Annotated in this window: 23 protein-coding genes; 10 read left to right on the top strand and 13 right to left on the bottom strand. The window is 62.8% G+C overall.

The window, feature by feature from the left end; translation table 11 throughout:
• The first annotated feature begins 134 nt into the window (after nt 1-134).
• The 3 genes from IFT57_RS15555 (at nt 135) to rarD (ending at nt 4,084) form a co-directional block, all read left to right on the top strand.
• Complete coding sequence (locus IFT57_RS15555) at nt 135-2,036, top strand: PhoX family protein (protein ID WP_192151966.1); 1,902 nt, start codon at nt 135-137, stop codon at nt 2,034-2,036.
• Nucleotides 2,037-2,112: 76 nt separating this feature from the next.
• Nucleotides 2,113-3,087 carry a serine/threonine protein kinase gene (locus IFT57_RS15550; protein ID WP_192151965.1) on the top strand — a complete coding sequence of 325 codons (975 nt, stop codon included), beginning with the start codon at nt 2,113-2,115 and terminating at the stop codon, nt 3,085-3,087.
• Between the two features lie 109 nt (nt 3,088-3,196).
• The gene (rarD, locus tag IFT57_RS15545) at nt 3,197-4,084 is read left to right on the top strand and encodes an EamA family transporter RarD (protein WP_122796559.1); all 888 of its coding nucleotides are present in this window, start codon (nt 3,197-3,199) and stop codon (nt 4,082-4,084) included.
• A 223-nt stretch (nt 4,085-4,307) separates the two neighbouring features.
• Here rarD and IFT57_RS15540 read toward each other — a convergent pair whose 3' ends face one another.
• On the bottom strand, nt 4,308-4,754 hold the full coding sequence (locus IFT57_RS15540; protein WP_122796560.1) for a response regulator: 447 nt from the start codon (nt 4,752-4,754) through the stop codon (nt 4,308-4,310).
• A gap of 162 nt (nt 4,755-4,916) precedes the next feature.
• On the opposite strand from IFT57_RS15540, the gene IFT57_RS15535 reads away from it, so the two are divergent.
• From IFT57_RS15535 to IFT57_RS15510, 6 genes are all read left to right on the top strand, one after another.
• The gene (locus IFT57_RS15535; protein WP_192151964.1) at nt 4,917-6,860 is read left to right on the top strand and encodes a putative nucleotidyltransferase substrate binding domain-containing protein; all 1,944 of its coding nucleotides are present in this window, start codon (nt 4,917-4,919) and stop codon (nt 6,858-6,860) included.
• Nucleotides 6,857-7,564 carry an exonuclease domain-containing protein gene (locus tag IFT57_RS15530; RefSeq protein WP_192151963.1) on the top strand — a complete coding sequence of 236 codons (708 nt, stop codon included), beginning with the start codon at nt 6,857-6,859 and terminating at the stop codon, nt 7,562-7,564. The genes IFT57_RS15535 and IFT57_RS15530 overlap by 4 nt, the downstream gene beginning before the upstream one ends.
• 143 nt (nt 7,565-7,707) lie before the next feature.
• Nucleotides 7,708-8,832 carry a PepSY-associated TM helix domain-containing protein gene (locus tag IFT57_RS15525; RefSeq protein WP_192151962.1) on the top strand — a complete coding sequence of 375 codons (1,125 nt, stop codon included), beginning with the start codon at nt 7,708-7,710 and terminating at the stop codon, nt 8,830-8,832.
• Complete coding sequence (locus IFT57_RS15520; protein WP_192151961.1) at nt 8,829-9,011, top strand: hypothetical protein; 183 nt, start codon at nt 8,829-8,831, stop codon at nt 9,009-9,011. The genes IFT57_RS15525 and IFT57_RS15520 overlap by 4 nt, the downstream gene beginning before the upstream one ends.
• A gap of 330 nt (nt 9,012-9,341) precedes the next feature.
• Complete coding sequence (locus IFT57_RS15515) at nt 9,342-11,036, top strand: ATP-binding cassette domain-containing protein (protein WP_192151960.1); 1,695 nt, start codon at nt 9,342-9,344, stop codon at nt 11,034-11,036.
• Nucleotides 11,037-11,186: 150 nt separating this feature from the next.
• Nucleotides 11,187-11,810, top strand: a complete 624-nt coding sequence (locus tag IFT57_RS15510) for a glutathione S-transferase (protein ID WP_192151959.1) — start codon at nt 11,187-11,189, stop codon at nt 11,808-11,810.
• Nucleotides 11,811-11,823: 13 nt separating this feature from the next.
• On the opposite strand, the gene IFT57_RS15505 is transcribed toward IFT57_RS15510, so the two are convergent.
• From IFT57_RS15505 to rloA2, 3 genes are all read right to left on the bottom strand, one after another.
• Nucleotides 11,824-12,228 (bottom strand): type II toxin-antitoxin system VapC family toxin, encoded by a 405-nt coding sequence (locus IFT57_RS15505; protein ID WP_192151958.1) that lies wholly within the window; start codon nt 12,226-12,228, stop codon nt 11,824-11,826.
• Nucleotides 12,225-12,488, bottom strand: a complete 264-nt coding sequence (locus IFT57_RS15500; RefSeq protein WP_192151957.1) for an antitoxin — start codon at nt 12,486-12,488, stop codon at nt 12,225-12,227. Before IFT57_RS15500 ends, IFT57_RS15505 begins: the two co-directional genes overlap by 4 nt.
• Nucleotides 12,489-12,641: 153 nt before the next feature.
• Nucleotides 12,642-13,145: a retropepsin-like aspartic peptidase RloA2 gene (gene rloA2 / locus IFT57_RS15495; RefSeq protein ID WP_192151956.1), complete on the bottom strand. Its 504-nt coding sequence runs from the start codon at nt 13,143-13,145 to the stop codon at nt 12,642-12,644.
• Between the two features lie 143 nt (nt 13,146-13,288).
• Between rloA2 and IFT57_RS15490 the strand changes: the two genes are divergently transcribed.
• Nucleotides 13,289-14,179 (top strand): acyltransferase, encoded by an 891-nt coding sequence (locus IFT57_RS15490; RefSeq protein ID WP_192151955.1) that lies wholly within the window; start codon nt 13,289-13,291, stop codon nt 14,177-14,179.
• Here IFT57_RS15490 and IFT57_RS15485 read toward each other — a convergent pair whose 3' ends face one another.
• From IFT57_RS15485 to IFT57_RS15445, 9 genes are all read right to left on the bottom strand, one after another.
• Complete coding sequence (locus IFT57_RS15485) at nt 14,180-14,752, bottom strand: DUF2780 domain-containing protein (protein WP_192151954.1); 573 nt, start codon at nt 14,750-14,752, stop codon at nt 14,180-14,182.
• Nucleotides 14,753-15,195: 443 nt separating this feature from the next.
• Nucleotides 15,196-16,395: a formaldehyde dehydrogenase, glutathione-independent gene (fdhA, locus tag IFT57_RS15480; RefSeq protein ID WP_122796568.1), complete on the bottom strand. Its 1,200-nt coding sequence runs from the start codon at nt 16,393-16,395 to the stop codon at nt 15,196-15,198.
• A gap of 96 nt (nt 16,396-16,491) precedes the next feature.
• A complete protein-coding gene (gene purU, locus IFT57_RS15475) occupies nt 16,492-17,349 on the bottom strand; it encodes a formyltetrahydrofolate deformylase (RefSeq protein ID WP_122714568.1) in 858 nt (285 codons plus the stop codon).
• Between the two features lie 144 nt (nt 17,350-17,493).
• Nucleotides 17,494-18,126, bottom strand: a complete 633-nt coding sequence (locus IFT57_RS15470) for a sarcosine oxidase subunit gamma (RefSeq protein ID WP_122796570.1) — start codon at nt 18,124-18,126, stop codon at nt 17,494-17,496.
• 155 nt (nt 18,127-18,281) lie between these two features.
• Complete coding sequence (locus IFT57_RS15465; protein WP_192151953.1) at nt 18,282-21,299, bottom strand: sarcosine oxidase subunit alpha; 3,018 nt, start codon at nt 21,297-21,299, stop codon at nt 18,282-18,284.
• Nucleotides 21,296-21,622 carry a sarcosine oxidase subunit delta gene (locus tag IFT57_RS15460; RefSeq protein ID WP_192151952.1) on the bottom strand — a complete coding sequence of 109 codons (327 nt, stop codon included), beginning with the start codon at nt 21,620-21,622 and terminating at the stop codon, nt 21,296-21,298. The genes IFT57_RS15465 and IFT57_RS15460 overlap by 4 nt, the downstream gene beginning before the upstream one ends.
• A 14-nt stretch (nt 21,623-21,636) precedes the next feature.
• Nucleotides 21,637-22,887, bottom strand: coding sequence for a sarcosine oxidase subunit beta family protein (locus IFT57_RS15455; protein ID WP_122796572.1), 1,251 nt, complete (start codon nt 22,885-22,887; stop codon nt 21,637-21,639).
• A gap of 16 nt (nt 22,888-22,903) precedes the next feature.
• Complete coding sequence (gene glyA / locus IFT57_RS15450) at nt 22,904-24,157, bottom strand: serine hydroxymethyltransferase (RefSeq protein ID WP_122796604.1); 1,254 nt, start codon at nt 24,155-24,157, stop codon at nt 22,904-22,906.
• A gap of 161 nt (nt 24,158-24,318) precedes the next feature.
• Complete coding sequence (locus tag IFT57_RS15445; RefSeq protein WP_192151951.1) at nt 24,319-25,029, bottom strand: TraX family protein; 711 nt, start codon at nt 25,027-25,029, stop codon at nt 24,319-24,321.
• Nucleotides 25,030-25,038: the final 9 nt, after the last annotated feature.

Genomic DNA, 25,038 nt, shown 5'->3' with positions numbered 1-25,038 from the left:
GGCTTTGCACCGTGCTTCCCCGTATTGCTGCATGCGGAAACTTTTCTGCACGCACCCATCAGCACACCCCCCGCCTGCAACCTGTTCGTCATAATCCCTCCTTAAGGTACTCGCTGACCTGAAGGGAGATGATCATGAGCCTATTAGAAGAACACCAAGCCACCGACCTGGAAAAGATCACCGGCCTGAGCCGTCGCCGCTTCATCGGCGCGGGTGCGCTGTGCGGTGCCGCGATGTTCATGGGCGGTAACCTGCTGACCCGCACGGCCATGGCCAACGCGGTCAGCGCCGGCAACAGCGCATTGCTGGGCTTTACCGGTATTGCCGCTGCCACCAGCGATACCATCAGCCTGCCGCCAGGCTATCGGGCTAGCGTGCTGATCAGCTGGGGGCAACCCCTGCAAGCCGGCGGCCCTGCGTTCGACCCCAGCGGCAACGGCAGCGCCGAAGCCCAGGAAGTGCAGTTCGGCGACAACAACGATGGCATGAGTCTGTTCCCCTTCCCCAACGACGCCAATCGCGCGTTGATGGCCATCAACAACGAATACACCAACTACCGTTATCTCTACGCCCACGGCGGCAGCCCGCAGTCGGCTGAAGAAGTGCGCAAGGCCCTGGCCTGCGAAGGCCTGTCGGTGATCGAGATCCAGCGCAAGGGCGGCCACTGGCATTTCGTCCAGGGCTCGCAGTACAACCGCCGCGTTCACGGCAACACGCCGATCCGTGTCAGCGGCCCGGCGGCCGGTGATGCCCTGCTCAAGACTGCGGCCGACAGCACCGGGCAACTGGTGCATGGCACGTTCCAGAACTGTGCCAACGGCAAGACGCCCTGGGGCACCTACCTGACGTGCGAAGAAAACTTCACCGACTGCTTCGGCAGCACCGACGCTACCCTGGCGTTCACTCCCGCGCAGAAACGCTACGGGGTGGTCGCGGCGAGCAAGGAAATCAACTGGCACCCCCACGATCCGCGCTTCGACATGGCGCACAACCCCAACGAGCTCAACCGTCACGGCTGGGTGGTGGAAGTGGACCCGTTCGACCCGACCGCCATGCCGGTCAAACGTACGGCGCTGGGTCGTTTCAAGCATGAAAACGCAGCCTTGGCCGAAACCCGCGACGGGCACGCCGTGGTGTACATGGGCGATGACGAGCGTGGCGAGTTCATCTACAAGTTCATCAGCCGCGACCGCATCGACCACCACAACCCCAAGGCCAACCGTGACCTGCTCGACCACGGCACACTGTACGTTGCCCGTTTCGACGACGGCGACGGCAACGCTGACCACCCCAAGGGCCGTGGCCAGTGGCTGGAGCTGACCCATGGCAAGCATGGCCTGGATGCCAGCAAGGGCTTTGCCAGCCAGGCCGAGGTTCTCATCCACGCGCGGCTGGCTGCCACCGTCATGCAGGCCACGCGCATGGACCGCCCCGAGTGGATCGTGGTCAGTCCCAAGGACGGTCAGGTCTATTGCACCCTGACCAACAACGTCAAACGCGGTGACGACGGCCAACCGGTCGGCGGCCCCAACCCGCGTGCGAAGAACGTCTACGGTCAGATCCTGCGCTGGCGCGAAAGCGGCGACGAGCACGGCGCCATGGACTTCGAGTGGGACCTGTTCCTGGTGGCCGGCAACCCCAGCGTGCACCCTGGCCAGGCCAAGGGCGGCTCGTCCAACATCAATCCGCAGAACATGTTCAACAGCCCCGATGGCCTGGCGTTCGACGATGCCGGTCGACTGTGGGTACAGACCGATGGCGACACCACCAACATGGGCGACTTCGCCGGCATGGGCAACAACCAGATGCTCTGCGCCGACCCTGCCAGCGGCGAGATCCGTCGCTTCATGGTCGGCCCGGTCGGCTGCGAAGTCACCGGCGTCAGCTTCGCTGCCGATCAACGCACCCTGTTCATCGGCATCCAGCACCCGGGCGAGAACGGCGGTTCGACCTTCCCCGAACACCTGCCCAACGGCAAGCCGCGCTCGTCGGTGATTGCCATCAGCCGCGAGGATGGCGGGGTGATCGGCGCGTAACCCGGCCACCGCTGTTGCCGCGTCTGCGCTACCATGGCGAGCCGGACGCGGCAGCCTGCCGCGCGCAGGAGTTCGCATGGCCCACCCTTTTGAAACACTCACTCCAGACCTGGTGCTCGACGCCGTGGAAAGCATCGGCTTTCTGAGCGATGCACGGGTGCTGGCACTCAACAGCTACGAGAACCGCGTCTATCAGGTGGGCATCGAAGATGGCCAACCACTGATTGCCAAGTTCTATCGCCCCGGCCGCTGGACCAACGCTGCCATTCTGGAAGAACACGCGTTCACGGCCGAGTTGGCCGATTGCGAAGTGCCCGTGGTAGCACCGATGGTGCACGAGGGCGAAACGCTGTTCGAACACGCCGGGTTCCGGTTCACCCTGTTTCCTCGCCGAGGCGGCCGGGCGCCAGAGCCCGGCAATCTCGATCAGCTCTATCGCCTGGGCCAGCTGTTGGGCCGCCTGCATGCCGTGGGCGCCACACGCACGTTCGAGCACCGCGAAGCGTTGGGGGTGCAGAACTTCGGCCACGATTCGCTGCAGACCCTGCTCGAAGGCAACCATGTACCGCGCAGCCTGCTGCCCGCCTACGAGTCGGTCGCCCGAGACCTGCTCAAGCGCGTGGAAGAGGTGTACAAGGCCACACCGCACCAGAACATCCGCATGCACGGCGACTGCCACCCCGGCAACATGATGTGCCGCGACGAAGTGTTTCATATCGTCGACCTCGACGACTGCCGCATGGGCCCGGCGGTTCAGGATCTGTGGATGATGCTCGCCGGCGACCGCCAGGAATGCCTCGGCCAGTTGTCCGAGCTGATGGACGGCTACCGCGAATTCCACGACTTCGATCCGCGCGAGCTGGCGCTGATCGAACCACTGCGAGCGCTGCGCCTGATGCACTACAGCGCCTGGCTGGCCCGGCGCTGGGAAGACCCGGCCTTTCCGCGCAGCTTTCCCTGGTTCGGCACCGAGCGGTATTGGGGTGACCAGGTGCTGGCCTTGCGCGAACAGCTGGCAGCACTCAACGAAGAACCGCTGAAGCTGTTCTAGCCGAGCGCCGGACCTGAAAGCAGCGTTTGCCTTTTTGTTTCCAATGGTTTGATGTGTAACAGTTACCGACCAGCGATTCGATATCGAAACCGTGCCAGCAGGGAGCTCCATGCAAGTCGCCAATCCCCGTCGGGGGTACATCCTGGGCCTGAGCGCCTACATCTGTTGGGGGTTCATCCCTCTCTACTTCAAGACTCTTGCGCACTACCCGGCCGTGGAGATCATCGCCCAGCGCGTGCTCTGGTCGGCGCTGCTCGGCTCGTTGCTGCTGCTGGTGTGGAAGCATCCCGGCTGGCTGCGCGAATTGCGCGACAACCCTGTGCGCCTGGCGATCCTGGTGGGCAGCGGTTGCCTGATCGCCGCCAACTGGCTGGTCTATGTGTGGGCGGTGAACAACGGTCGACTGCTCGAGGCCAGCCTGGGCTACTACATCAACCCGCTGCTCAACGTCGTGCTCGGCTTGCTGATCCTGCGTGAACGGCTGCGCCCGCTGCAATGGATCGCCGTGGCACTGGCGGCAACCGGGGTAGCGCAGCAGGTCTGGCAGGTGGGCAGCCTGCCATGGGTCTCGTTGGCACTGGCCTTGACGTTCAGTTTCTACGGACTGATCCGCAAGCGGGCACCGGTAGCGGCGCTGCCGGGGCTGGTCATCGAAACCTGGTTGCTGGTACCGCTGGCCGCAGGCTGGCTGCTTTGGCACGGCGATGCCGTCAGTATCCAGCCGGCCTTCTGGACTACCAGCGATGCACTCTGGTTGATGGCTGCAGGGCCGATCACACTGGTGCCGCTGCTGTGTTTCAATGCCGCCGCGCGCCACCTGCCTTACACCACACTGGGATTTTTGCAGTACATCGCACCCACGCTGGTGCTGCTGTTGGCCGTTCAGGTATTCGGGGAGCATCTGGCGCCAGCGACATTGGTCACGTTCATCTTCATCTGGGCGGGACTGGTTATCTACAGTGTGGATATCTGGTGGAACCGGCGCCAACGTCACTGATCAAAAACTGATCTACCGCCTGCAGGCCGCGCCGGGCACCGTGTACAGAGATCTACGCCGAGGTTATCCACAGGCTGGTCCCCGTGGATTGTGCACAACATGCCGTAAACTGGCTGTTTTTTGACCGAATACCTGCAAGCCTTGCAGGGCGCGGCCTGCAGAGGGGTCGCCACAGGTTATCCACAGGCAGGCGCAGGATAACCTTGGATAACCTGAGCAGGCGTCAGCTCAGGCCAAGCTCTTCGCGCGCCAGCTTCACCAGCAGGTCCAGATCGATCGGTTTGAGGAGAAAATCCACCACGCTGAGGTGCATGGCGGTAATCGCATCCTTCACGCTGGCATCGCCTGAAATGATGATGATCGGCAGCGCCGCGCGCTCCGACTCGCGCACTTCACGGATAAGGTCCAGGCCCGACTCGGGACCCATGCGCAGGTCGGTGATCAACAACCCGATGCCTCTGTTCGCACGCAGTTGCAGCATCGCGCCCATGGCGCTGTCGGCCTGCAGGCACTCGATGCCATGCAGCGCCAGAATCTGCGCGAGTACGTCCCGCGTGTCGTCGTCATCATCCACCACCAGCGCCAGCTGTGGCGGCAGCGCCTGCACCTGGCCCAGTTCGCTGAGCGCTTCACGCTCGGCATCGCTCAACAACAATTCGTGATCGGACATACACTTCCCGTCATCCAGAACTCATCCATCGGGCCATTGCGCTCGCTCCCGCCTTTTAGACTTACGTCCAATGGGCACCTTCGCCCATGCAGTCGACCATGGCCGAACGATAAAGACAAATCTCCCATAACAACAACTTCCGATTCGACCTATCGAGCGGTAATGGCCATGAGCAAAACCGACGCCTTCACCCAGGCGGGCAAGACCGCGGTGCTGCAGAACATTCACGGCACCGTGCAGTTCCTGCAACGCTTCCCACCGTTCAACCAGATGGAAAACGCCCACCTGGCGTACCTGGTCGAGCAGTGCCAGCTGCGCTTCTATGCCGGCGGTGAAAGCATCATCAAACCGGCCGACGGTGCTGTCGAGCATTTCTACATCGTCAAGCAGGGGCAGGTGGTGGGCGAGCGGCCGCACAGTGCGCGTCGCGGCACCGAAACCACGTTCGAGATCACTGCCGGCGAGTGCTTCCCGCTGGCCGCCCTGCTCGGCGAGCGCGCCACGCGCACCGAGCATCTGGCGGCCGAAGACACCTTCTGCCTGCAATTGAACAAGCCGGCCTTCATCAAGCTGTTCGCACTGTCCACGGTGTTCCGCGACTTCGCCCTGCGCGGGGTGAGCAGCCTGCTCGATCAGGTCAACCAGCAAGTGCAGCGCCAGGCCGTGGAAACCCTGGGCACCCAGTATTCGCTGAACACCCGACTGGGTGACCTTGCCATGCGCCATCCGGTGACCTGCTCAGGCTCTCTGCCGCTGCGCGACGCCGTGCGGCTGATGCACGAGCAGCAAGTGGGCAGCATCGTCATCGTCGATGACATGAAGGCCCCCCAGGGCATTTTCACCCTGCGCGACCTGCGCCAGGCCGTGGCCGACGCGGCCACCGATTTCGGTGCGGGCATCGAGCGCTACATGATCCCGCGGCCCTTCCATCTCAGCCCTGAAGCCAGCGCCTTCGATGCTGCCGTGGCCATGACCGAACGGCACATCGCCCATGTCTGTCTGGTGAAAGACCAGCGTCTGTGCGGCGTGGTGTCCGAGCGCGACCTGTTTTCCCTGCAGCGGGTGGATCTGGTGCACCTGGCACGCACCATTCGCCATGCCTCGCGCCTGGAACAATTGATTGCCTTGCGCGGGGAAATCAGCGCCTTGGTCGAGCGCATGCTGGCCCATGGCGCATCGTCGACGCAGATCACCCAGCTCATCACCCTGCTCAACGATCACACCGTCTGCCGGGTGATCGAACTGGCGCTGGAAGAGCGCGGCGATCCGGGCGTGCCTTTCAGCTGGCTGTGTTTCGGCAGCGAGGGTCGCCGCGAGCAGACCCTGCACACCGATCAGGACAACGGCATCGTTTTCGAAGCCCGTGACGCCGCCCACGCTGCAGAAATCCGCGGCAAGCTGCTGCCACTGGCGCACCAGATCAACCTGGCCCTGGCGCAATGCGGCTTCAGCCTGTGCTCGGGCAACGTCATGGCGAGCAACCCCGAGCTGTGTCTGTCGCGCCTGGAATGGGCGCGGCGCTTCGCCGGTTTCATTCGCGAAGCGAGCCCGGAGAACCTGCTCAATTCGAGCATCTACTTCGACCTGCGCACGGTATGGGGCGATGATTCGGCCTGTGCGCAGCTGCGCCGCAGCGTGCTGGAGCAGGTGGCGGACAACAGCCTGTTTCAACGCATGCTGGCGCAGAACGCCTTGCGCCAGCGGCCTCCGGTCGGGCGCTTTCGCGACTTCGTGCTGACCCGCCAGGGCAGTGACAAGGCGGCCACCCTGGACCTCAAGGTGCAAGGCCTGACGCCCTTCGTCGATGGCGCGCGCCTGTTGGCCCTGGCCAACGGCATCGACACCGGCAATACCCTGGAGCGCCTGCGCCAACTGGTGGCCAAGGAGGTCATCGACGCGCAGGACGGCGCCGCCTATGAAGAGGCGTACCATTTCATCCAGCAGACGCGCATGCAGCAGCATCAGGCCCAAGCCCGGCAGCACTTGCCCTACTCCAATCGCATCGACCCTGCCGAGCTCAATCAACTGGACCGGCGCATCCTGCGCGAGTCGCTGCGCCAGGCCCAGCGTCTGCAGGCCAGCCTGAGCCTGAGGTATCAACTGTGAATCTGTTCCCGTGGCGACGGCCACGCCCCACCCCGCTGGCGTTCGAGCTGCAGCAGCGCCTGCAAGAGTTGCCCGGCCCGCAACCTTTGGCTGACTGCAGCCTGCGCGAACAGCGCTGGGTGGTGCTGGACCTGGAAACCAGTGGCTTGAACCTGAACAAGGATCAGGTGCTGTCGATCGGCGCGGTGGTCATCGAAGACGGCGCGGTGGACTTCTCCCAGCAGTTCGAGCGCACATTGCTGCGCGAGCAACCTCGCCTGGGCGCCAGTGTGTTGATCCATGGCCTGGGGCCGGAAGCGATCGCCGCCGGCCAGGTGCCCGCAGATGCCCTGCTCGATTTCATGACCTTCGTCGGTGACAGCCCGCTGTTGGCGTTCCACGCACCGTTCGACGAGCACATGCTGGGCCGCGCGCTCAAGGACAGTTTGGGTTACACCTTGCAACACCTCTTCATCGATGTCGCCGAGCTGGCGCCGATGCTCTGCCCCGATGCGCTGCTGCGCGCAGCTGGACTGGACGACTGGACCACGCATTTCGGCCTGCAGGTCGGCGAGCGCCATCACGCCAGTGCCGATGCGCTGGTCACCGCAGAGTTGGCCATGCTGCTGTTCAGCCGTGCGCGCCGCCAAGGTCTGGACAGCCCCTGTGCCTTGGCCGAGAAAGTGAGCCAGTGGCGGCGCAGGCAGCAGAACCAGGTGTTCTGACCAGCGCAAAGGCGTGTATGCACCCGATCGCTACCCGACCGCGGTCGCCAGTGTCGACAACAGGTGATAACGTCCCGGCACTTGACGCTCCGTGACCCAGCCATCCCAATGTGGACGGCTGGGTTCTTTTTGCAGGCCCTGAAATGAAAAGCACCACCATCCGCCGCTGGTCCTTTATCCACACCTGGACCAGCCTGATCTGCACCCTGTTCCTGCTGATGCTGGCCATCACGGGCCTGCCCCTGGTGTTCCATCACGAGATCGAACACCTGCTGGGCGATGCGCCACAGTTCCGTGAAATGCCTGCCAACACGCCGCAACTGGATCTGCAACAACTGGTGGAAGCCGCCCAGGCCCATCGTGCGGGTGAAGTGGTGCAGTACTTCGGCTGGGACGAGGACGAGCCCCACGGCGTGCTGGCGATTACCGCTGCCACCGCCGACACCGAGCCCAATTCGTCGCACACCTTCATGCTCGATGCGCGTACCGGCGACGCCGTGGAAACGCCCTCGGCCAATGGCGGCTTCATTATGGTCATGCTGCGCTTGCATGTGGACATGTATGCCGGCCTGGCCGGCAAGCTGTTGCTGGCGTTCATGGGTCTGCTGTTCGTGCTGGCGATCGTTTCCGGAGTGGTGCTGTATGCGCCGTTCATGCGCAAACTCACGTTTGGCACCGTGCGCAATCAGAAATCTACCCGCACCCACTGGCTCGACCTGCACAACCTGATCGGCGTGGTCACCTTGACCTGGGCGCTGGTGGTGGGCGTGACGGGGGTGATCAGCGCCTGCGCCGACCTGCTGATCGGTGCCTGGCGGGCAGAAACCCTCAGCGCCTTGATCGAACCCTACCGCGACGCGCCACCGCTCAAACAACTGGCGCCCGCCACCCGCCTGTTGGACATCGCCCATGGCGCTGCGCCAGGCATGACACCCGACTTCATCGCCTTTCCCGGGACGCGCTTTTCCAGCGAACACCATTACGCGGTGTTCATGAAGGGCGGTACCCACCTGACCTCGCACCTGCTGACGCCGGTGCTGATCGACGCCACCACGCTGGACGTCACTGCCGTGGTCGAACGGCCTTGGTACATGGACGCCATGGGCCTGTCCCAGCCGCTGCACTTCGGCGATTACGGCGGCATGCCGATGCAGATCCTGTGGGCGGCGCTGGATGTATTGACCATCATCGTGCTGGGCAGTGGCGTGTACCTGTGGTGGGTCCGACGCCGCGCCGCCAAGGCCGCTGGCGTGGAGGCCGCGGTGTGACGAAACGGAAGAAGTCGACGTTCTGGCCGGTGTTCCGCATTCCGCTGTTGGTCGGCGTGCTCGGCGCCACCGGATTGTTCGCCGCCCTGCTGGGGGATGGCGGGTGGGATGCCTTGGCGTGGATTGGGTTGGGGGTTCCTGCGGTGCTGGGGGTATGGGGGTTGGTGAGGAAGGGCTGAGCTGGGAGGAAGGAAGTTACTCCTGTTTAACTAGGCGGCAATGTTTTGTTTAACTTCATCATCCGAGCAACCGGAGTTTCCAAAAACCACACATCAAACCGTTCCACATCAAACAATGGAAGATTGTGCCCTACTGCGCAGCTAATTACTCTGACAGCCCAATGTTAAATATCCTACAATTTTTCAAGGCGCAGCACTGTGCGCAAACGTTGTATCGAACCAAACATAATGATATCTCTATCCACCTCGCACTCCCCTCGCTGATTTGCTCGGGCATGACTCTAAATTCAGCTCGTGAACAAATCGACCCTTAGATGAGGCCCCGTCGATATGAGGCATTTCCTGGCGCAGGCGATAACGCAAAGGCCAGCTTTATTCGGGGCAACCTTGATCACTATATTAGTCCTCAAGCTTTCGCTTTTCGCGCCACCTCTATTACTGGGCTTAATCATTGATAATTTGTCATACGACAATAGCGCTCAAAATCTGACCATTGTTTATCTGCTGGCTGGCTATGCATTGATCATACTGGTAACGGCAGCGGTCGCACCCATCCAGACGTATGTGCTTACCCGACTGGTACAGCAGACGGTCAAGGATCGATCCATCAGCTGGATGGCCGAGATATTCCATAAAGAATTCTGCGTCTTCGACAATCTGAGAATCGGCCATTTGATCAAAGCGACGGATCGCGGTATTACCGCTCATGAGCAGATACTGAATTTCTTCATCACCGCTGGGTTGCCCCTGATCATCGAGATCCTCGTCGTTAGTGTTCTGTTTGTGCACTTTGGCGGCGCCCAACTCTTTGCAGCGCTGTTGACGGCGTCATGCATCTATTTATATGTGTGCCACAGAATCATTCAGTGGCGGATTCGACATATCACCGACGTCAACGACAGCGAAGACGAAGTCTCTGAACGTCTGTTCAGCACGCTGCGCGCCGCCCGGTCGATCAAGTTGGAAGGTGCGGCAGAACAAACGCTATCCCCGCTCAACCTGGCATTCGAGCGCTATGCACGTTGCGCTACCACCGTCGCGAGTTCGGCTGCGGCCCTGGGGTCCGCGAAAATGCTCTTCATCGGGCTCGCCACGTGTGGACTTCTGGTGTGGGGCGTTCGAAACCAGGGGATGACAAACCCGACATTGACCATCGGCGAGTTGGTTGCCCTGTGCTCGATTGCGGGTGGATTTCTCACCAACATATCGGGCATTGCCGAAGCCTATCGTTCGGCCCATCAATTCATGGCTGACAGAGTGAAACTGCAGCAGACCCTCAGCCTTCCGCGATTCGATGGACCTGACCGATCACTGGAACCTGGCACACCCCTCTTCTCCTCCTTGGAGTTGGCAGCATGCGAGGTGTCAGGCCGACATTTGACGCTCGATGCTTCCCTGCGATTCAAGTCCGATGAGAGCGTGGCCATCACGGGCCCCAGTGGTGCAGGCAAGTCAACACTGCTCGAGTTGCTGGCGGGTATGGATGCGGCGTATCGACAATATCTCTCTTTGAATGGTATCTGCGTTCAGCGGATCTGCGGCGCCTCACAGCTGCGCGCGCTGCGCTACTGCCCGCAAAGTCCGGTATTTCTGCCGGGCGATCTGGAATCGGGCGTCATGTATGGCCATGCCGCTGAGCCTGAACTGCTGGGGCAAGCCCGAGAGTTGTCATTGGACACACTTCTGAGCCAACTAAATCTCAACGATACCGCGTCCAACCTCTCCGGCGGACAGGCCAAGCGCCTTAGCCTGCTTCGGCTGCTCAACAGACCTGGGCGCTTCAATCTTTTCGACGAGCCAACCGCTTCACTCGATCAGGAGCTGGCCATGGCAACATGGGACACCCTGATGCGGGCGTTCAAAGGTAAAGGGTTGATCTGCGTCACTTACGATATCGAAGCGTTGGCGCGTTTCGACCGGGTTCTGGTTATTCAGCAGGGCAAGATCGTTGCCGATGGGCCATGGCAGCTATTGAGAAAGGAGGCAGGTCTGCTCAAAGGCATAGCGGAAGTGCCAGAACGCTGAGCGATAGCCCTGTATGCAAGTTGAGCTGTGAACCTGCATTCCTGGCCAAAGCAACCAATGTCGGAGAGCGTGGGTCACGATCAAGCTGAGACGACTTGACCCCATCTCACAGCTGATACAGGGTGTTTCCTTATCCAAGGAGAACACCTCATGCCCGCCATGACGCTCTACCACAACCCCGCCTCCCCCTTTGCTCGCAAGGTCATGGTGCTGCTGCATGAGACCGGTCAGTTGGAGCGGGTCGCGCTGAAGATGGTGGCGTTGAGCCCTGTCAGTCCGGATGCGTCAGTGAACCAGGACAACCCGGCCGGGAAGATTCCGGCGTTGGTGCTCGAAGACGGCACTACGCTGCATGACAGCCGGGTGATCCTGGAGTATCTGGATCACCAGCATGTGGGCAACCCGCTGATCCCTCGGGAAGGGGCGTCGCGCTGGCGGCGGTTGACGGTGGCGTCACTGGCGGATGCGATGCTCGACGCGGCCGTGCTGATTCGCTACGAGAAGGCCCTGCGGCCGCCTGAGCTGCACTGGCCGTTGTGGCTGGATAATCAGGCGGAAAAGGTCGAACGGGGACTGGCGTATCTGGAGGCCACGGCGGTTGCGGAGTTGAGCGCAGCGTTCGATATCGCGGCAATCGGCGTGGCCTGTGCGCTGGGGTATGTGGATTTTCGCATGCCGGAGTCTGGCTGGCGGCAGCGCTATCCGGGGTTGGCGGGGTGGTTTGCCGAGGTGAGTGAGCGCGAGTCGCTGCGCTCGACTATGCCGTCGGCCTGACATGGGCGGGTGCTCACGCGACCTCGCACCAGTCCTGTACCTCGAGTCCCTCGACCAAGCGAAACGCCTTGTCACTGGTGACCAGTGTCATCCCGAGCGAAAGGCTATGGGCGGCGATAAGGCCGTCCAATGCGCCCAGACAGTGCCCGCGACGCTCGCCTACGGCTCGGCTCGAGCCGTAGGCCTGGGCCGCCTGGCTGTCCCAGGGAAGGATATCGACGGTTTTCAAGAACGCAGTGACAAGCCCCGCCAATCGCTGCGCCGACGGTCGCTTGGCCAGGCCATAAAGCAACTCTGCCTCGGTGATGGAGGAAATGCACACCAAGGCCATGGGCACAGCGCTCAAGTTCTTGATGACACCCGGATGCCCCTTGAGCAGGTGGCTCACGGTATTGGTGTCCAGCATCAGTTGCTTCATTCAGGGATACCGTCAAGTGGATCACGGTTTTCACCACCCACCTGGGTGCGATCGTCGGCGTTCAGGAAGTCGTCTGGAACACCGCCTTCCGCGACAAGTGCCAGAAACTCATCCCATGAATCCGGCTTTCTGGACAAAATAACATCGCCGGTCTCGGGATCGCGCCGTATGAAGACTTCATCGGTGTCGAATCGGAAAGCGGCAGGCAAGCGCACGGCTTGGCTTCGACCATTTACGAAGACTTTTGCTGTCTGAGACATGTGCATTCCCCAGTGCTGGTATACACCACAATATATACCAGCATCCAAGGGGGGGGGAAAATGAGAGATTTTCCGTTTACCTCGCAGGCGTAACGATGGTGATCATTGCTCGCCGGATACGATGGACGCATTGTCTGCCTGCCACGCCCCCAATCAGCAGTCGGGCTTGTCGGCGACGAAGCGGCGAGCGGGGTTTACCGCGGCCTTGAATTCACGCAGGCCCTTGGCGCCGATCAGCAGGGGGTAGTTGAAGCTGCTGCGGTCTACCAGGTTGACTTCGATGGTGCGCTTGACGTCGCCCAGGCACAGTTCCAGGTCGACCACGGGCCGTTGCGAGACTTCGGTACCTTCACCGTCGTCGTCTTCCTCGGCGCGGTTCTTGATCTTGCTCATGCGCGAGACCTTGTGCTCGTAAACCTTGTTGTCGGCATCCTTGGTGGCCAGGCGAAAGCGAACCCAGTCGTCGCCGTCGCGGGTGAACGTCTGGATGTCCTTGGCCGACAGCGACGCTGTCAGTGCGCCGGTGTCCATCTTGGCCTTGAGCGTCTGCCCGCCGATCTCGGGCAGCTTGATGTATTCATAGCGTCCATACAGGGTCGGCTCGGCTGCCAGCGCGGGCAGGGCCAGTATGGACAACAGGGCGAGTAGGTTCTTCACCTGGGATTCCTTCGGGGCAGTGTGCAATGCGCGCAGCATACCCAGATAAAAGTGAAACATTTGTTGACGAAACGCTCGGGCAGAATTGGTTACAGCCGCGCTTGTGCTTATCATTGCCTGCTTCATGAAGCCAGAGTAGCCCTATGCGCCGCCTTCTCACCGGCTGTCTCGCGACCGCCCTTCTGCTACTCAATACATTGGTGTTGATCGGCCCCCTGTTGGTGCTCGCCTTGTTCAAGCTGGCCATGCACGGGCGCTGGCGCGACCGTGCCTCGGCGGCGGTCATGTGGATTGCCGAGACCTGGTCGGAGATCGACAAGCTGATCTTCAAGGTCTGCACCCGCACCGAGTGGGATATCCGCGGAGCGCGCGACCTGCGCAAGAGCACGTCCTATCTGGTGGTAAGCAATCACCAGTCGTGGATCGACATTGCCGCGCTGATCCAGGCACTCAATGGGCGCGCGCCGTTCTTCAAGTTCTTTCTGAAGAAGGAGCTGATCTGGGTACCGTTCCTGGGGCTGGCCTGGTGGGCGCTGGACTATCCATTCATGAAGCGCTACAGCAAGGCGTTTCTGGACAAGCATCCGCACCTCAAGGGCCAGGACCTGGAAATCACCAAGGCGGCGTGCGAGCTGTACAAGCGTCAGCCGGTGACCATCGTCAACTATCTGGAAGGGACTCGCTTCACCCAGGCCAAGCGCGAGCAGCAGGCCTCGCCCTTTCGCTATCTGCTCAAGCCCAAGGCCGGCGGCGTGGCTTTCGTACTGGCTGCGATGGGGCCGCAACTGGATCGCTTGCTGGACGTCACGGTGGTGTATCCGGATGGGCCTATCCCGGGCTTCTGGAGCCTGCTCTGCGGGGATGTGCGCAAGGTGATCGTGGATATCAAGTCGCGCAGCATCGATCCGGGCCTGATCGATGGCGATTATGAAAACGATGCTGTATTTCGGCTCAAGGTCCAGAACTGGGTCAACCAGCTATGGACCGAGAAAGACCAACTGATCGGCACGTTGCGCACCGAATCGGGACGTTGATCAGCTGCCGGTGGCGCCCCAGATGCTGCCCAGGCTTTGCAGCAACGGGCCGCCGACACCTTGCTGGCCCAGGTACTGAAGAATGACTGGCGCGAACTGACCGACCATGCCGCTGTTCATGCCCAGCGCGCTGAAGGCGCTGTTCATGTCGCTGGTGGTTTTCACGTCGCCAAGGGCGTTGTTCAGCGCGCTGATGTTTTTCTGGTCGGACTTGCCGAGCAGGCCGCTCAGACCACCCAAGCCGCCCAGGGCGTTGTTGCCCGAAAGCTTGTCGATGCCGGGGACGGATTTGCTCAGTTGCGAATAATCGGAGGTACTGAGTTGATTCTTGGCTAGGCCCAGCATGGCACCGGTGCCGCCGATGGCTTGGGTCGGGGTGATGTTCAGGGTCGAACCCAGGGTGTTCAGCAGACCTGCGGCTTCCGGGGCTGCGGCGACGGCGGCGTTGTTGCCTTGCTTGCCGTTCTGCAGGGTGGAGGCGGCATTGACCGCGTCGTTCAGGTTGAAGGCGAAGGCGGGACTGGTGGCAACGGCCATCAGGGAAGCCAGGGCCATGGCGCGAGTGATGTTCATTGTGCAGCAACCTCGGGGACAGATAGACGGACCGTCGTCAAACGGCAGTTCGGTCCCATTATGTTCCTCGGGGGTGAAAATTGTGTAATGGCGAAGATGAAGCCACGTAGGAGCGGTCTGTGGCCGCGAAGGGCGCGCTGCGGGCGTGCAGATACACCGCGGTTGCCTCTTCGCGGCCGATGACCGCTCCTACAGGGGAGTTGTATGCTCGTTGTAGGAGCGGTCCGTGGCCGCGAAGGGCGCGCTGCGGGCGTGCAGATACCCCGCGATTGCCTCTTCGCGGCCGATGACCGCTCCTACAGGGGAGCTGTATGCTCGTTGTAGGAGCGGTCCGTGGCCGCGAAGGGCGCGCTGCGGGCTTGCAGATACACCGCGGTTGCCTCTTCGCGGCCGATGACCGCTCCTACAGGGGAGCTGTATGCTCGTTGTAGGAGCGGGTCTGGTCAGGCGGCGCTGAACAGCTTGTGCGGGTCGATGACGAATTTCTTCGGTACGCCCGCGTCGAATTCGCCGTAGCCGCGCGGGGCGTCGTCCAGCGAGATGACTTCCACGCCGACGATGTCGGCGATCTTGATGCGGTCCCACATGATGGCCTGCATCAGCTGCCGGTTGTATTTCATCACTGGCGTCTGGCCGGTGTGGAAGCTGTGCGACTTGGCCCAGCCCAGTCCGAAGCGAATGCTCAGGCTGCCCATCTTCGCCGCCGCGTCCACCGCGCCCGGATCTTCGGTGACGTACAGGCCGGGGATGCCGATCTTGCCCGCCACACGCACCACGCCCATCAATGAGTTGAGCACGGTGGCCGGTGCTTCTGCCTTGGCCCCGCTGTGACCGTGACCGCGTGCTTCGAAGCCTACCGCATCGACTGCGCAATCCACTTCCGGCTCGCCCAGCAACGCGGCGATCTGCTCGTGCAACGGTGTGTCCTGGGACAGGTCGGCAATCTCGAAGCCCTGGGCCTTGGCATGCGCCAGACGTACCGGGTTGACGTCACCGATGATCACCACTGCAGCACCCAGCAGGCGCGCGGAAGCAGCGGCGGCGAGCCCGACCGGGCCTGCACCGGCCACGTATACCGTGCTGCCGGGGCCAACGCCTGCGGTCACGGCACCGTGATAGCCGGTCGGCAGAATGTCGGAGAGGCACGTCAGGTCGCGGATCTTCTCCATGGCCGCATCGCGGTCCGGCAGTTTGAGCAGGTTGAAATCGGCATACGGCACCAGCACGAACTCGGCCTGGCCGCCGACCCAGTCACCCATGTCGACGTAACCATAGGCGCCGCCGGGGCGTGCCGGGTTGACGGTCAGGCAGACGCCGGTGTTCTGCTCCTTGCAGGAGCGGCAGCGGCCGCAGGCGACGTTGAACGGCACCGAAACCAGATCGCCGACTTTCAAGTGCTCTACGTCGCGGCCGGCTTCGATGACCTCGCCGGTGATCTCATGGCCCAGCACCAGGCCGACCTGAGCGGTGGTACGGCCACGGACCATGTGTTGGTCGGAGCCGCAGATGTTGGTCGAGACCACGCGCAGGATCACGCCATGCTCGATGCGTTTGCCCCTGGGGTCCTGCAATTTGGGGAAATCGATATTCTGCACTTCGACTTTTCCGGAGCCCAGATACACCACTCCACGATTACCAGACATGCTTTCACCTCGCTGTTTGTTGTTTTTGAGCTTGGGTTTTGCGTGCTGCGGTCATGCGTTGATTCGTGTACTGCCCTGACGCGGCTTGCGCCGCTGCTACAACACCACCGTGCGGTTGGCGTTGAGGAACACGCGGCGCTCGATGTGGTAGCCGATGGCGCGGGCCAGGGTCAGGCATTCGATGTCGCGGCCCTTGGCGATGAGGTCCTCGGGGTAGTGACTGTGATCGACCACTTCTACACCTTGGGTGATGATCGGGCCTTCGTCCAGGTCGTTGTTGATGTAGTGCGCGGTGGCCCCGACCAGCTTGACGCCTTTGTTGTAGGCCTGGTGATAGGGTTTGGCGCCCTTGAAACCGGGCAGCAACGAGTGATGGATATTGATCGCCCAACCGTCCAGACGCCGACACAGCTCAGGCGACAACACCTGCATGTAGCGGGCGAGGATCACCAGTTCGGCGCCGGCCTGCTCGATCACCTGCAACACCTTGCGCTCCTGGGAGGGCTTGTCCTTGGGGTCGAGCGGGAAATGGTAGTAGGGAATGTCGTGCCAGCGCGCCAGCGGCTCGAGGTCCGGATGGTTGGAGATCACCGCGACCACGTCCATGGGCAACTGGCCGATGCGCTGGCGGTAGAGCAGATCGTTGAGGCAGTGGTCCGCCTTGGAGACCATGATCACCACCTTGGGACGATACTGCGGTGCGGTCAACTCGAAGATCATGCCGAAGCTGGCACCGCGCTCGGCCAGGCCTGCGCGGAAAGCAACTTCATCGAAGCCGTCGGGCTGACGAAATTCGACTCTGATGAAGAAGCGCGACGACAGCCGGTCGTCGAACGAGTGGTGCTCGGTGACATAGCAGCCCTGCTCGAACAGGTAGCGCGTGACCGCGTCCACCGTGCCCAATACGCTGGGGCAATCGGCGGTGAGAATCCAGGTATCGGGGGCACGGCTCATGGGGTAGTCCTTTGGTGTCGAGGTCGAAACAACTGTAGGAGCGGTCATCGGCCGCGAACGGCGCACGGTGGTGTGTCTGATGCACCGCGGCGCCTGGTTCGCGGCCGATGACCGCTCCCACAGGGCTGTGCAATCCCTGCACTGTCAGGCCTGAATGCTCAGCCCATACTCGGCCGAGGCATCCTGCAACCACAGCCACCAGTAATCGGCGAAGCTGCGGCGGATCAACAGCTCCCAGGTGTCCTCGTCGGTCCGGCGGATCACCAGCTGAGACTTGGCGAACACCGTACCTACCGCCTTGCCTACCGGAAAATTGTTCGGGTGCACATCGTAGCTCGTGGACTTCATCAGCACGTCGCGCACGTTCGGCCCGCTGAGCTCGATCAGCGACTGGCCGCCGCTGACGTTGACCACCGCCACATGCAGCCCGGCCAGTGCTTCGCGCAGCCGTTGCTCGGCGGCCAGTTCCTCGCCACCAGGGACAATCAACAGCCACTCGTCGGGGCCAAGCCACTGCAGGGAGGTGTCGCCGCTGCTGACCAGGCTCAAAGCGCCCGGCAGTTCCAGGCCGGTTGCCTTGTGCACCGCGCCGGCAAAGGTCGCGTCATGGCCGTCGCCGCGCAGGGTCAGGTGACCCAGCAGCTTTTTCTCGCGCAAGGTCACACCGGCACCCTGGCGACCCTTGCCCACCAAGCTGGCGAGATCGGCATGGTGAAGCGGGTCTTCGGCCTTGGCGCCCGACGCAGGGCGTTGCTGGTATACGTTGACTGTGGTCATTTAGCTGCACCTGTCAGTGAATGCTGTTGAAGCCTGGAAGAAGGTGGTGAGCTCCCGTAGGAGCGGTCATCGGCCGCGAAGGGCTTGCTGCGGTAGGCCTGGCACACCGCGGCGTGCCTTTCGCGGCCACTGGCCGCTCCCACAGGCGCCTCGTGCTAGATGTTCTGCCGCTCGCCCTTCGGATCGAAAAACACCGAAGAAACGATTTCGGCTTCGATCACGCTGCCATCGGCCTGCGGCGAAAACACCCGCTCGCCCATGCGCTTGAGACCGCCCTTGACCACACCCATGGCGAACGAGTAACCCAGCGAGTTGCTGGCATAGCTCGACGTCACGTGGCCGACCATGCTCATGGGGATCGCCTGCTTGGGGTCGAACACCAACTGGGCACCCTCGGGCAGCCACTTGTTCGGATCAATCGGCTTGAGGCCGACCAGTTGCTTGCGCTCGTGGCGTACGGTGTCTTCGCGGTTCATGCCGCGCCAGCCGATCCACGAGAAGGGCTTGGTTCGCCCGACACACCAGCCCATGTTCAAGTCGTCGGGGGTCATCGACCCGTCGGTGTCCTGGCCGACGATGATGAAGCCCTTCTCGGCACGCAGCACGTGCATGGTTTCGGTACCGTACGGCGTCAGGTTGTACTGCTTGCCGGCCTCGATGATCTTTTCCAGCACGCCCATGGCGTAGTCGGCCTGGATGTTGACCTCGTATGACAGCTCCCCGGTGAAGGAGATGCGGAACACGCGCGCCGGCACACCCCCCACCTGCCCTTCCTTCCAGGTCATGAAGCCGAAAGCGTCCTTGTCCAGGTCGATGTCGGTCACTTCACTGAGCAGCTTGCGGCTGTTGGGGCCCGACAGGGTCAGGGTCGCCCAATGGTCGGTAACCGAAGTGAAGTAGACCTTCAGGTCTGGCCATTCGGTCTGCTGGTAGATTTCCAGCCATTGCAGGACCCGCGCGGCACCGCCGGTGGTGGTGGTCATCAGGAAGTGGTTGTCGGCCAGACAGGCGGTAACGCCGTCGTCGAAGACCATGCCGTCTTCCTTGCACATCAGGCCGTAGCGCGCCTTGCCCACGTCCAGCTTGGTCCAGGCGTTGGTGTAGATGCGGTTGAGGAATTCGCGCGCGTCCGGGCCCTGGATGTCGATCTTGCCCAGGGTCGAGGCGTCCAGCAGACCGACGCTGTCGCGCACCGCCTTGCATTCGCGGGCGACGGCGGAATGGATGTCCTCGCCACGCTTGGGGAAGTACCAGGGGCGCTTCCATTGGCCGACGTCTTCGAACTCGGCACCGTTCTTCACATGCCAGGCATGCAGCGCGGTGAAACGCACCGGCTCGAACAGGTGACCACAATGGCGGCCAGCTACTGCACCGAAGGTGATCGGCGTGTAGTTGGGGCGGAACATGGTGGTGCCCATTTCCGGAATGGTGACGTTCAGCGAACGGGCGGCGATGGCCAGGCCGTTGACGTTGCCCAGCTTGCCCTGATCGGTGCCGAAGCCCAGCGCGGTGTAGCGCTTGACGTGCTCGACCGACTCGAAGCCCTCACGGGTGGCCAGTTCGATTGCGGCTGCGGTGACGTCGTTCTGCAGGTCGACGAATTGCTTGGGCGCACGCGCCGTGTCCTTGTCGTGGGGGACCTGGAACAACGCCAGGGTCGGCTCCTCTGCACGGTTCAAGACCTTGGGCAGGGTGCCTTCGACGATGCCAAAACCGGTCTCGGACGCTGCCCGGGCACCGCCTTCGAAACCGTCGGCCATGGCGTCGGCCAAGGCATACACGCCGTTCACGCCGCCCACACACACGCGTTTCTGCGGCGCTTCGCCCGGCACGAAACCGAGGATGTCTTCACGCCAGACGGGTTTGCCGCCCAAGTGCGAGGCCAAGTGCACCACCGGGCTGTAACCGCCCGAGCTGCCGATCAGGTCGCAATCGAGCCATTCGCCGGGGCTGACTACCCTGTGCGCCTTGACGTCGATGGCAGCGACGCGGGCAGCGGTGACATGCTTGCTGCCGCGGGCTTCGATCACCGCGCTTGCAGTCAGGATGCGAATACCTTTGGCGCGTGCTTCCTCGACCAGCGCGCCGCGCGGGTTGTGGCGGGCATCGGCCACGGCAACCACCTTGAGGCCGGCGTCGTGCCAGTCCAGGGCCACGCGGTAGGCGTGGTCGTTGTTGGTCGACAGCACCAGTTTCTTGCCTGGCGCCACGCCGTAGCGGCGCACGTAGGTGGAGATCGCACCGGCCAGCATGTTGCCCGGCACGTCGTTGTTGCCGTACACCAGCGGCCGCTCGTGGGTGCCGGTTGCCAGCACCACGCGCCCGGCGCGAACCCGGTGCATGCGCTGGCGGACCTGGCCCATCGGCGCACGGTCGCCGAGGTGGTCGGTCAGGCGCTGGTGAATGGTCAGGAAATTATGGTCGTGGTAGCCGTTGACGGTGGCACGCGGCAACAGCACCACGTCAGGCATGCCTGTCAGCTCGCGGATCACCGCGGCAACCCATTCGCCGGCCGGCTTGCCATCGAGGCTTTCACGGGTGTCGAGCAGCGAGCCGCCGAACTCTTCCTGCTCGTCGGCCAGGATCACCCGGGCGCCACTGCGCGCGGCGGCCAGAGCGGCAGCCAGGCCGGCAGGACCGGCGCCGACCACCAGCACGTCGCAGGTGCGGCTCATGTAGTCGTAGGAATCCGGGTCCACCTCGGTCGGCGAGCGACCCAGGCCGGCAGCCTTGCGGATGTACTTCTCGTAGGTCATCCAGAAGGACTGCGGGTACATGAAGGTCTTGTAGTAGAACCCCGGCGGCATCAGCTTGCCGCCGACCTTGCCGAGGATACCCATCATGTCGGTATTGACGTTGGGCCAGCCGTTGGTGCTGGTGGCGACCAAGCCTTGGTACAACGCCTGCTGGGTCGCCCGCACGTTGGGAATCTGGGTGGCTTCGGTGGCGCCGATCTGCAGCACCGCGTTGGGCTCCTCGGCACCCGCTGCGACGATGCCGCGCGGACGCGAATACTTGAAGCTGCGACCGATCACGTCGACGCCATTGGCCAGCAGGGCCGAGGCCAGGGTGTCGCCTTCATAGCCGATGTAGGTCGTGCCATTGAAGGTGAAGGTCAGCTTCTTGCTGCGCTCCAGACGTCCTCCGGTGGAGAGGCGATTGACCTGGCTCATGGCTTGTCTCCCGAGGCGATCTGCGGCGCCTCATCAAGGATCTTTTCGACGAACTGCGGCTTGCTGCCGATGCGGTAGGTTTCCAGGATCTCGTAGGTCACCGTGTTGCGGGTCGCATTGAAATACTGGCGGCAACCGGCGGCATGGATCCACAGCTCGTGCTGCAGGCCGCGCGGGTTGTTGCGAAAGAACATGTACTCGCCCCATTGCGCGTCGGTGCACGCGCCTGGGTCGAGCGGGCGGGCAATGTGCGCCTGGCCCGAGCAGTGGAATTCTTCTTCGCTGCGCAGCTCGCCACAGTGTGGACAGAAGATGTTGAGCATGGTGGTTTCTCCTGTCAGTGGGCGACGGCGGCGGCGCCGTGTTCGTCGATCAACGCGCCGTTGTGGAAGCGCTCGATGGAAAACGGCTTGGCCAGCGGGTGCATCTCGCCCGTGGCCAGGCTGGCCGCGAACACATGGCCCGAGCCCGGCGTGGCCTTGAAGCCACCGGTGCCCCAGCCGCAGTTGAAGAACATGTTCGGCACCGGGGTCTTGGAGATGATCGGGCAGGCGTCCGGGGTGGTATCGACGATGCCGCCCCACTGGCGGTTCATGCGCACCCGCGAGAGCACCGGGAACATCTCGACGATGGCCTGCAGGGTGTGCTCGATGATCGGGTACGAACCGCGCTGGCCGTAGCCGACCCAGCTGTCGATACCGGCACCGATCACCAGATCGCCCTTGTCCGATTGGCTGATGTAACCGTGGACGGCGTTGGACATGATCACGCTGTCGATGATGGGTTTGATCGGCTCGGACACCAGCGCCTGCAGCGGATGAGATTCGACCGGCAGACGGAAGCCGGCCAACTTGGCCATGTGCCCGGAGTTGCCGGCGGTGACCACACCGACGCGCTTGGCGCCGATGAAACCCTTGTTGGTTTCGACACCGATGCACACACCGTTTTCCTTGCGAAAGCCGGTCACTTCGGTCTGCTGGATCAGGTCCACGCCCAGGGCATCGGCGGCACGGGCATAGCCCCAGGCCACGGCGTCGTGACGGGCGACGCCGCCACGGCGCTGGACGGTGGCGCCGATGATCGGGTACCGAGTGTTCCTGGTGCAGTCCAGGTAGGGGATCTCGTCGGCCACCTGCTTGTTGTTCAACAGCTCGCCGTCCACGCCGTTCAGGCGGTTGGCGCTGACCCGGCGTTCGGAGTCGCGCATGTCCTGCAGGGTGTGGCACAGGTTGTACACGCCGCGCTGGGAGAACATCACGTTGTAGTTGATGTCCTGGGACAGGCCTTCCCACAGTTTCATGGCGTGTTCGTACAAGTGCGCCGATTCATCCCACAGGTAGTTGGAGCGCACGATGGTGGTGTTGCGCGCGGTGTTGCCACCGCCCAGCCAGCCCTTCTCGACCACGGCCACGTTGGTGATGCCGTGGACCTTGGCCAGATAGTAGGCCGTGGCCAGACCGTGCCCGCCGCCGCCGACGATGACCACGTCGTAGACTTTCTTCGGGGTCGGCGTGCGCCACATGCGCTGCCAGTTTTCGTGGTGGCTGAGCGAGTGCTTGAAAAGGCCGAAGCCAGAATAACGTTGCATGGTGTTCACTCCACTCTCAGCGGTAGACCGGGAAGTCGCTGCACAGGGCCGTCACATGACGGGCTACGTTGGCCTCGACGTCGGCATCGCCCAAATTGTCGAGGATGTCGCAGATCCAGCCGGCCAGCTCAAGGCACTGGGCCACTTTGAAACCACGGCTGGTGACCGCAGGGGTGCCGATGCGCAGCCCCGAGGTCACGAACGGCGACTGCGGGTCATTCGGCACCGCGTTCTTGTTCACGGTGATGTGCGCACGGCCCAGGGCGGCGTCGGCATCTTTGCCGGTGAGGCCCTGGCGAATCAGGCTGACCAGGAACAGGTGGTTGTCGGTACCGCCGGAGACCACGTCGTAGCCACGCTCAATGAACACGCCGGCCATGGCCTGGGCGTTGTCGATGACCTGCTGCTGGTAGGTCTTGAATTCGGGCTCCAGCGCTTCCTTGAAGCACACCGCCTTGGCAGCGATCACATGCATCAGCGGGCCGCCCTGGCCACCGGGGAACACAGCGGCGTTGAATTTCTTTTCCAGGGCTTCGTTGGCACGGGCCAGGATCAGCCCGCCACGCGGACCACGCAGGGTCTTGTGAGTGGTGGTGGTGACCACGTCGGCGAACGGGATCGGGTTGGGGTACAGGCCAGCGGCGACCAGTCCGGCGACGTGGGCCATGTCGACGAACAGGTAGGCTCCGACCTTGTCGGCAATTTCACGGAAGCGAGGGAAGTCGAGAGTCTTGGAGTAGGCCGAAAAGCCGGCAATGATCATCTTCGGCTGGTGCTCGACCGCCAGGCGCTCGACTTCGTCGTAGTCGATCAGGCCGGTGTCGGTGTCGATGCCGTACTGCACGGCGTTGTAGAGCTTGCCGGAGAAGCTGACCTTGGCACCGTGGGTCAGGTGACCGCCGTGGGCCAGGCTCATGCCCAGCACGGTGTCGCCGGCCTGCAGCAGCGCCAGGTAGACCGCGGCGTTGGCCTGGGAGCCCGAGTGCGGCTGGACGTTGGCATAGTCGGCACCGAACAGCTGCTTGGCGCGATCAATGGCCAGTTGCTCGACCTTGTCCACGTGCTCGCAGCCACCGTAGTAGCGCTTGCCCGGATAGCCTTCGGCGTACTTGTTGGTGAGGCCGCTGCCCTGGGCTTCCATCACGCGCTTGCTGGTGTAGTTTTCCGAGGCGATCAGCTCGATATGGTCTTCCTGACGCTGGTCTTCGGCGTTCATGGCAGCCAGCAGGACGTCGTCATAACCTTGGATCTGATCTTGTTTGCTGAACATCGCGGTCTCCCCAGCGGCGGCGTGGCGCCTGGCGTGTTGGACGAAGGCGACCGGCAACGGCTGCCTTCTTTGATTGCGATGGTAGGGCCGGCGCGATCCGACCAAATGCCTGCGCGCGCCTTGCAGAGGTTCGTTTACGACATGGCGCGATCAGGCCAGCGTCAGAGTGCGCGCAACAGCAGGCGCAGGCCCAACAGGCCGAGGAAATGCAGGGGGTAGATGGCGTAGGCCCAACGGCGCATGGGGACAACTGCCTGGCGTATCCCGACGCGCAGCAGCAGCAGGCCCAACCCCGGTGCCAGCAGGCAGGCGACGATGCCGCCAATCGCCGGCCAGTAGAAGTGGCGCGCGGATTCGAACAGGTTGACCCAGGCGTTGGCGGCCAGGCACAGCACGCCCAGGGGCAACGCCCAGTACAGCGGGCGCTGCCAGGCCAGGACGAACCCCAATGGCAGCACCACGCCCGCCAGGCCGAACATCAACTGGCGGTCGAAAAACGCCGCCACGGCGACCACCGCGCAGCCAAGTGCGGCCATGGCCGGTTGTCGCCGTTGCTGCCAGGCCTTGGCGACGATCAAGCCCAGGGCCAGGGTGGGCAGCACGTTGAGAGTGTCGGCAGGGTAGACGAACAGGCGGTAGGGGATTTCCGACAAGGCGGCGAAGCTCAGCAACCAGGCCAGGTAGCGTCCGCCCAGGGGAGCCTCCGGGCGGCGTGTCAGGTTGGCGGCAATCGCCAGGCAGAACCAGGGGAAAGCCAGACGGCCCGGCACGTAGAGAAAGTCCAGCGACCAGCCGACATAGCGCAGGTGGTCGAGGACCATGCACAGCATGGCCAGCCATTTGAGCAGGTCCAGTGCGTGGTTTCGGGTCATCCGAGAAAA

Source organism: Pseudomonas sp. CFBP 13719 (assembly GCF_014842095.1).
Taxonomy (GTDB): Bacteria; Pseudomonadota; Gammaproteobacteria; order Pseudomonadales; family Pseudomonadaceae; genus Aquipseudomonas.
The sequence above is the reverse complement of the archived record's forward strand: the minus strand, read 5'-3'. Positions and strand labels throughout refer to the sequence as shown.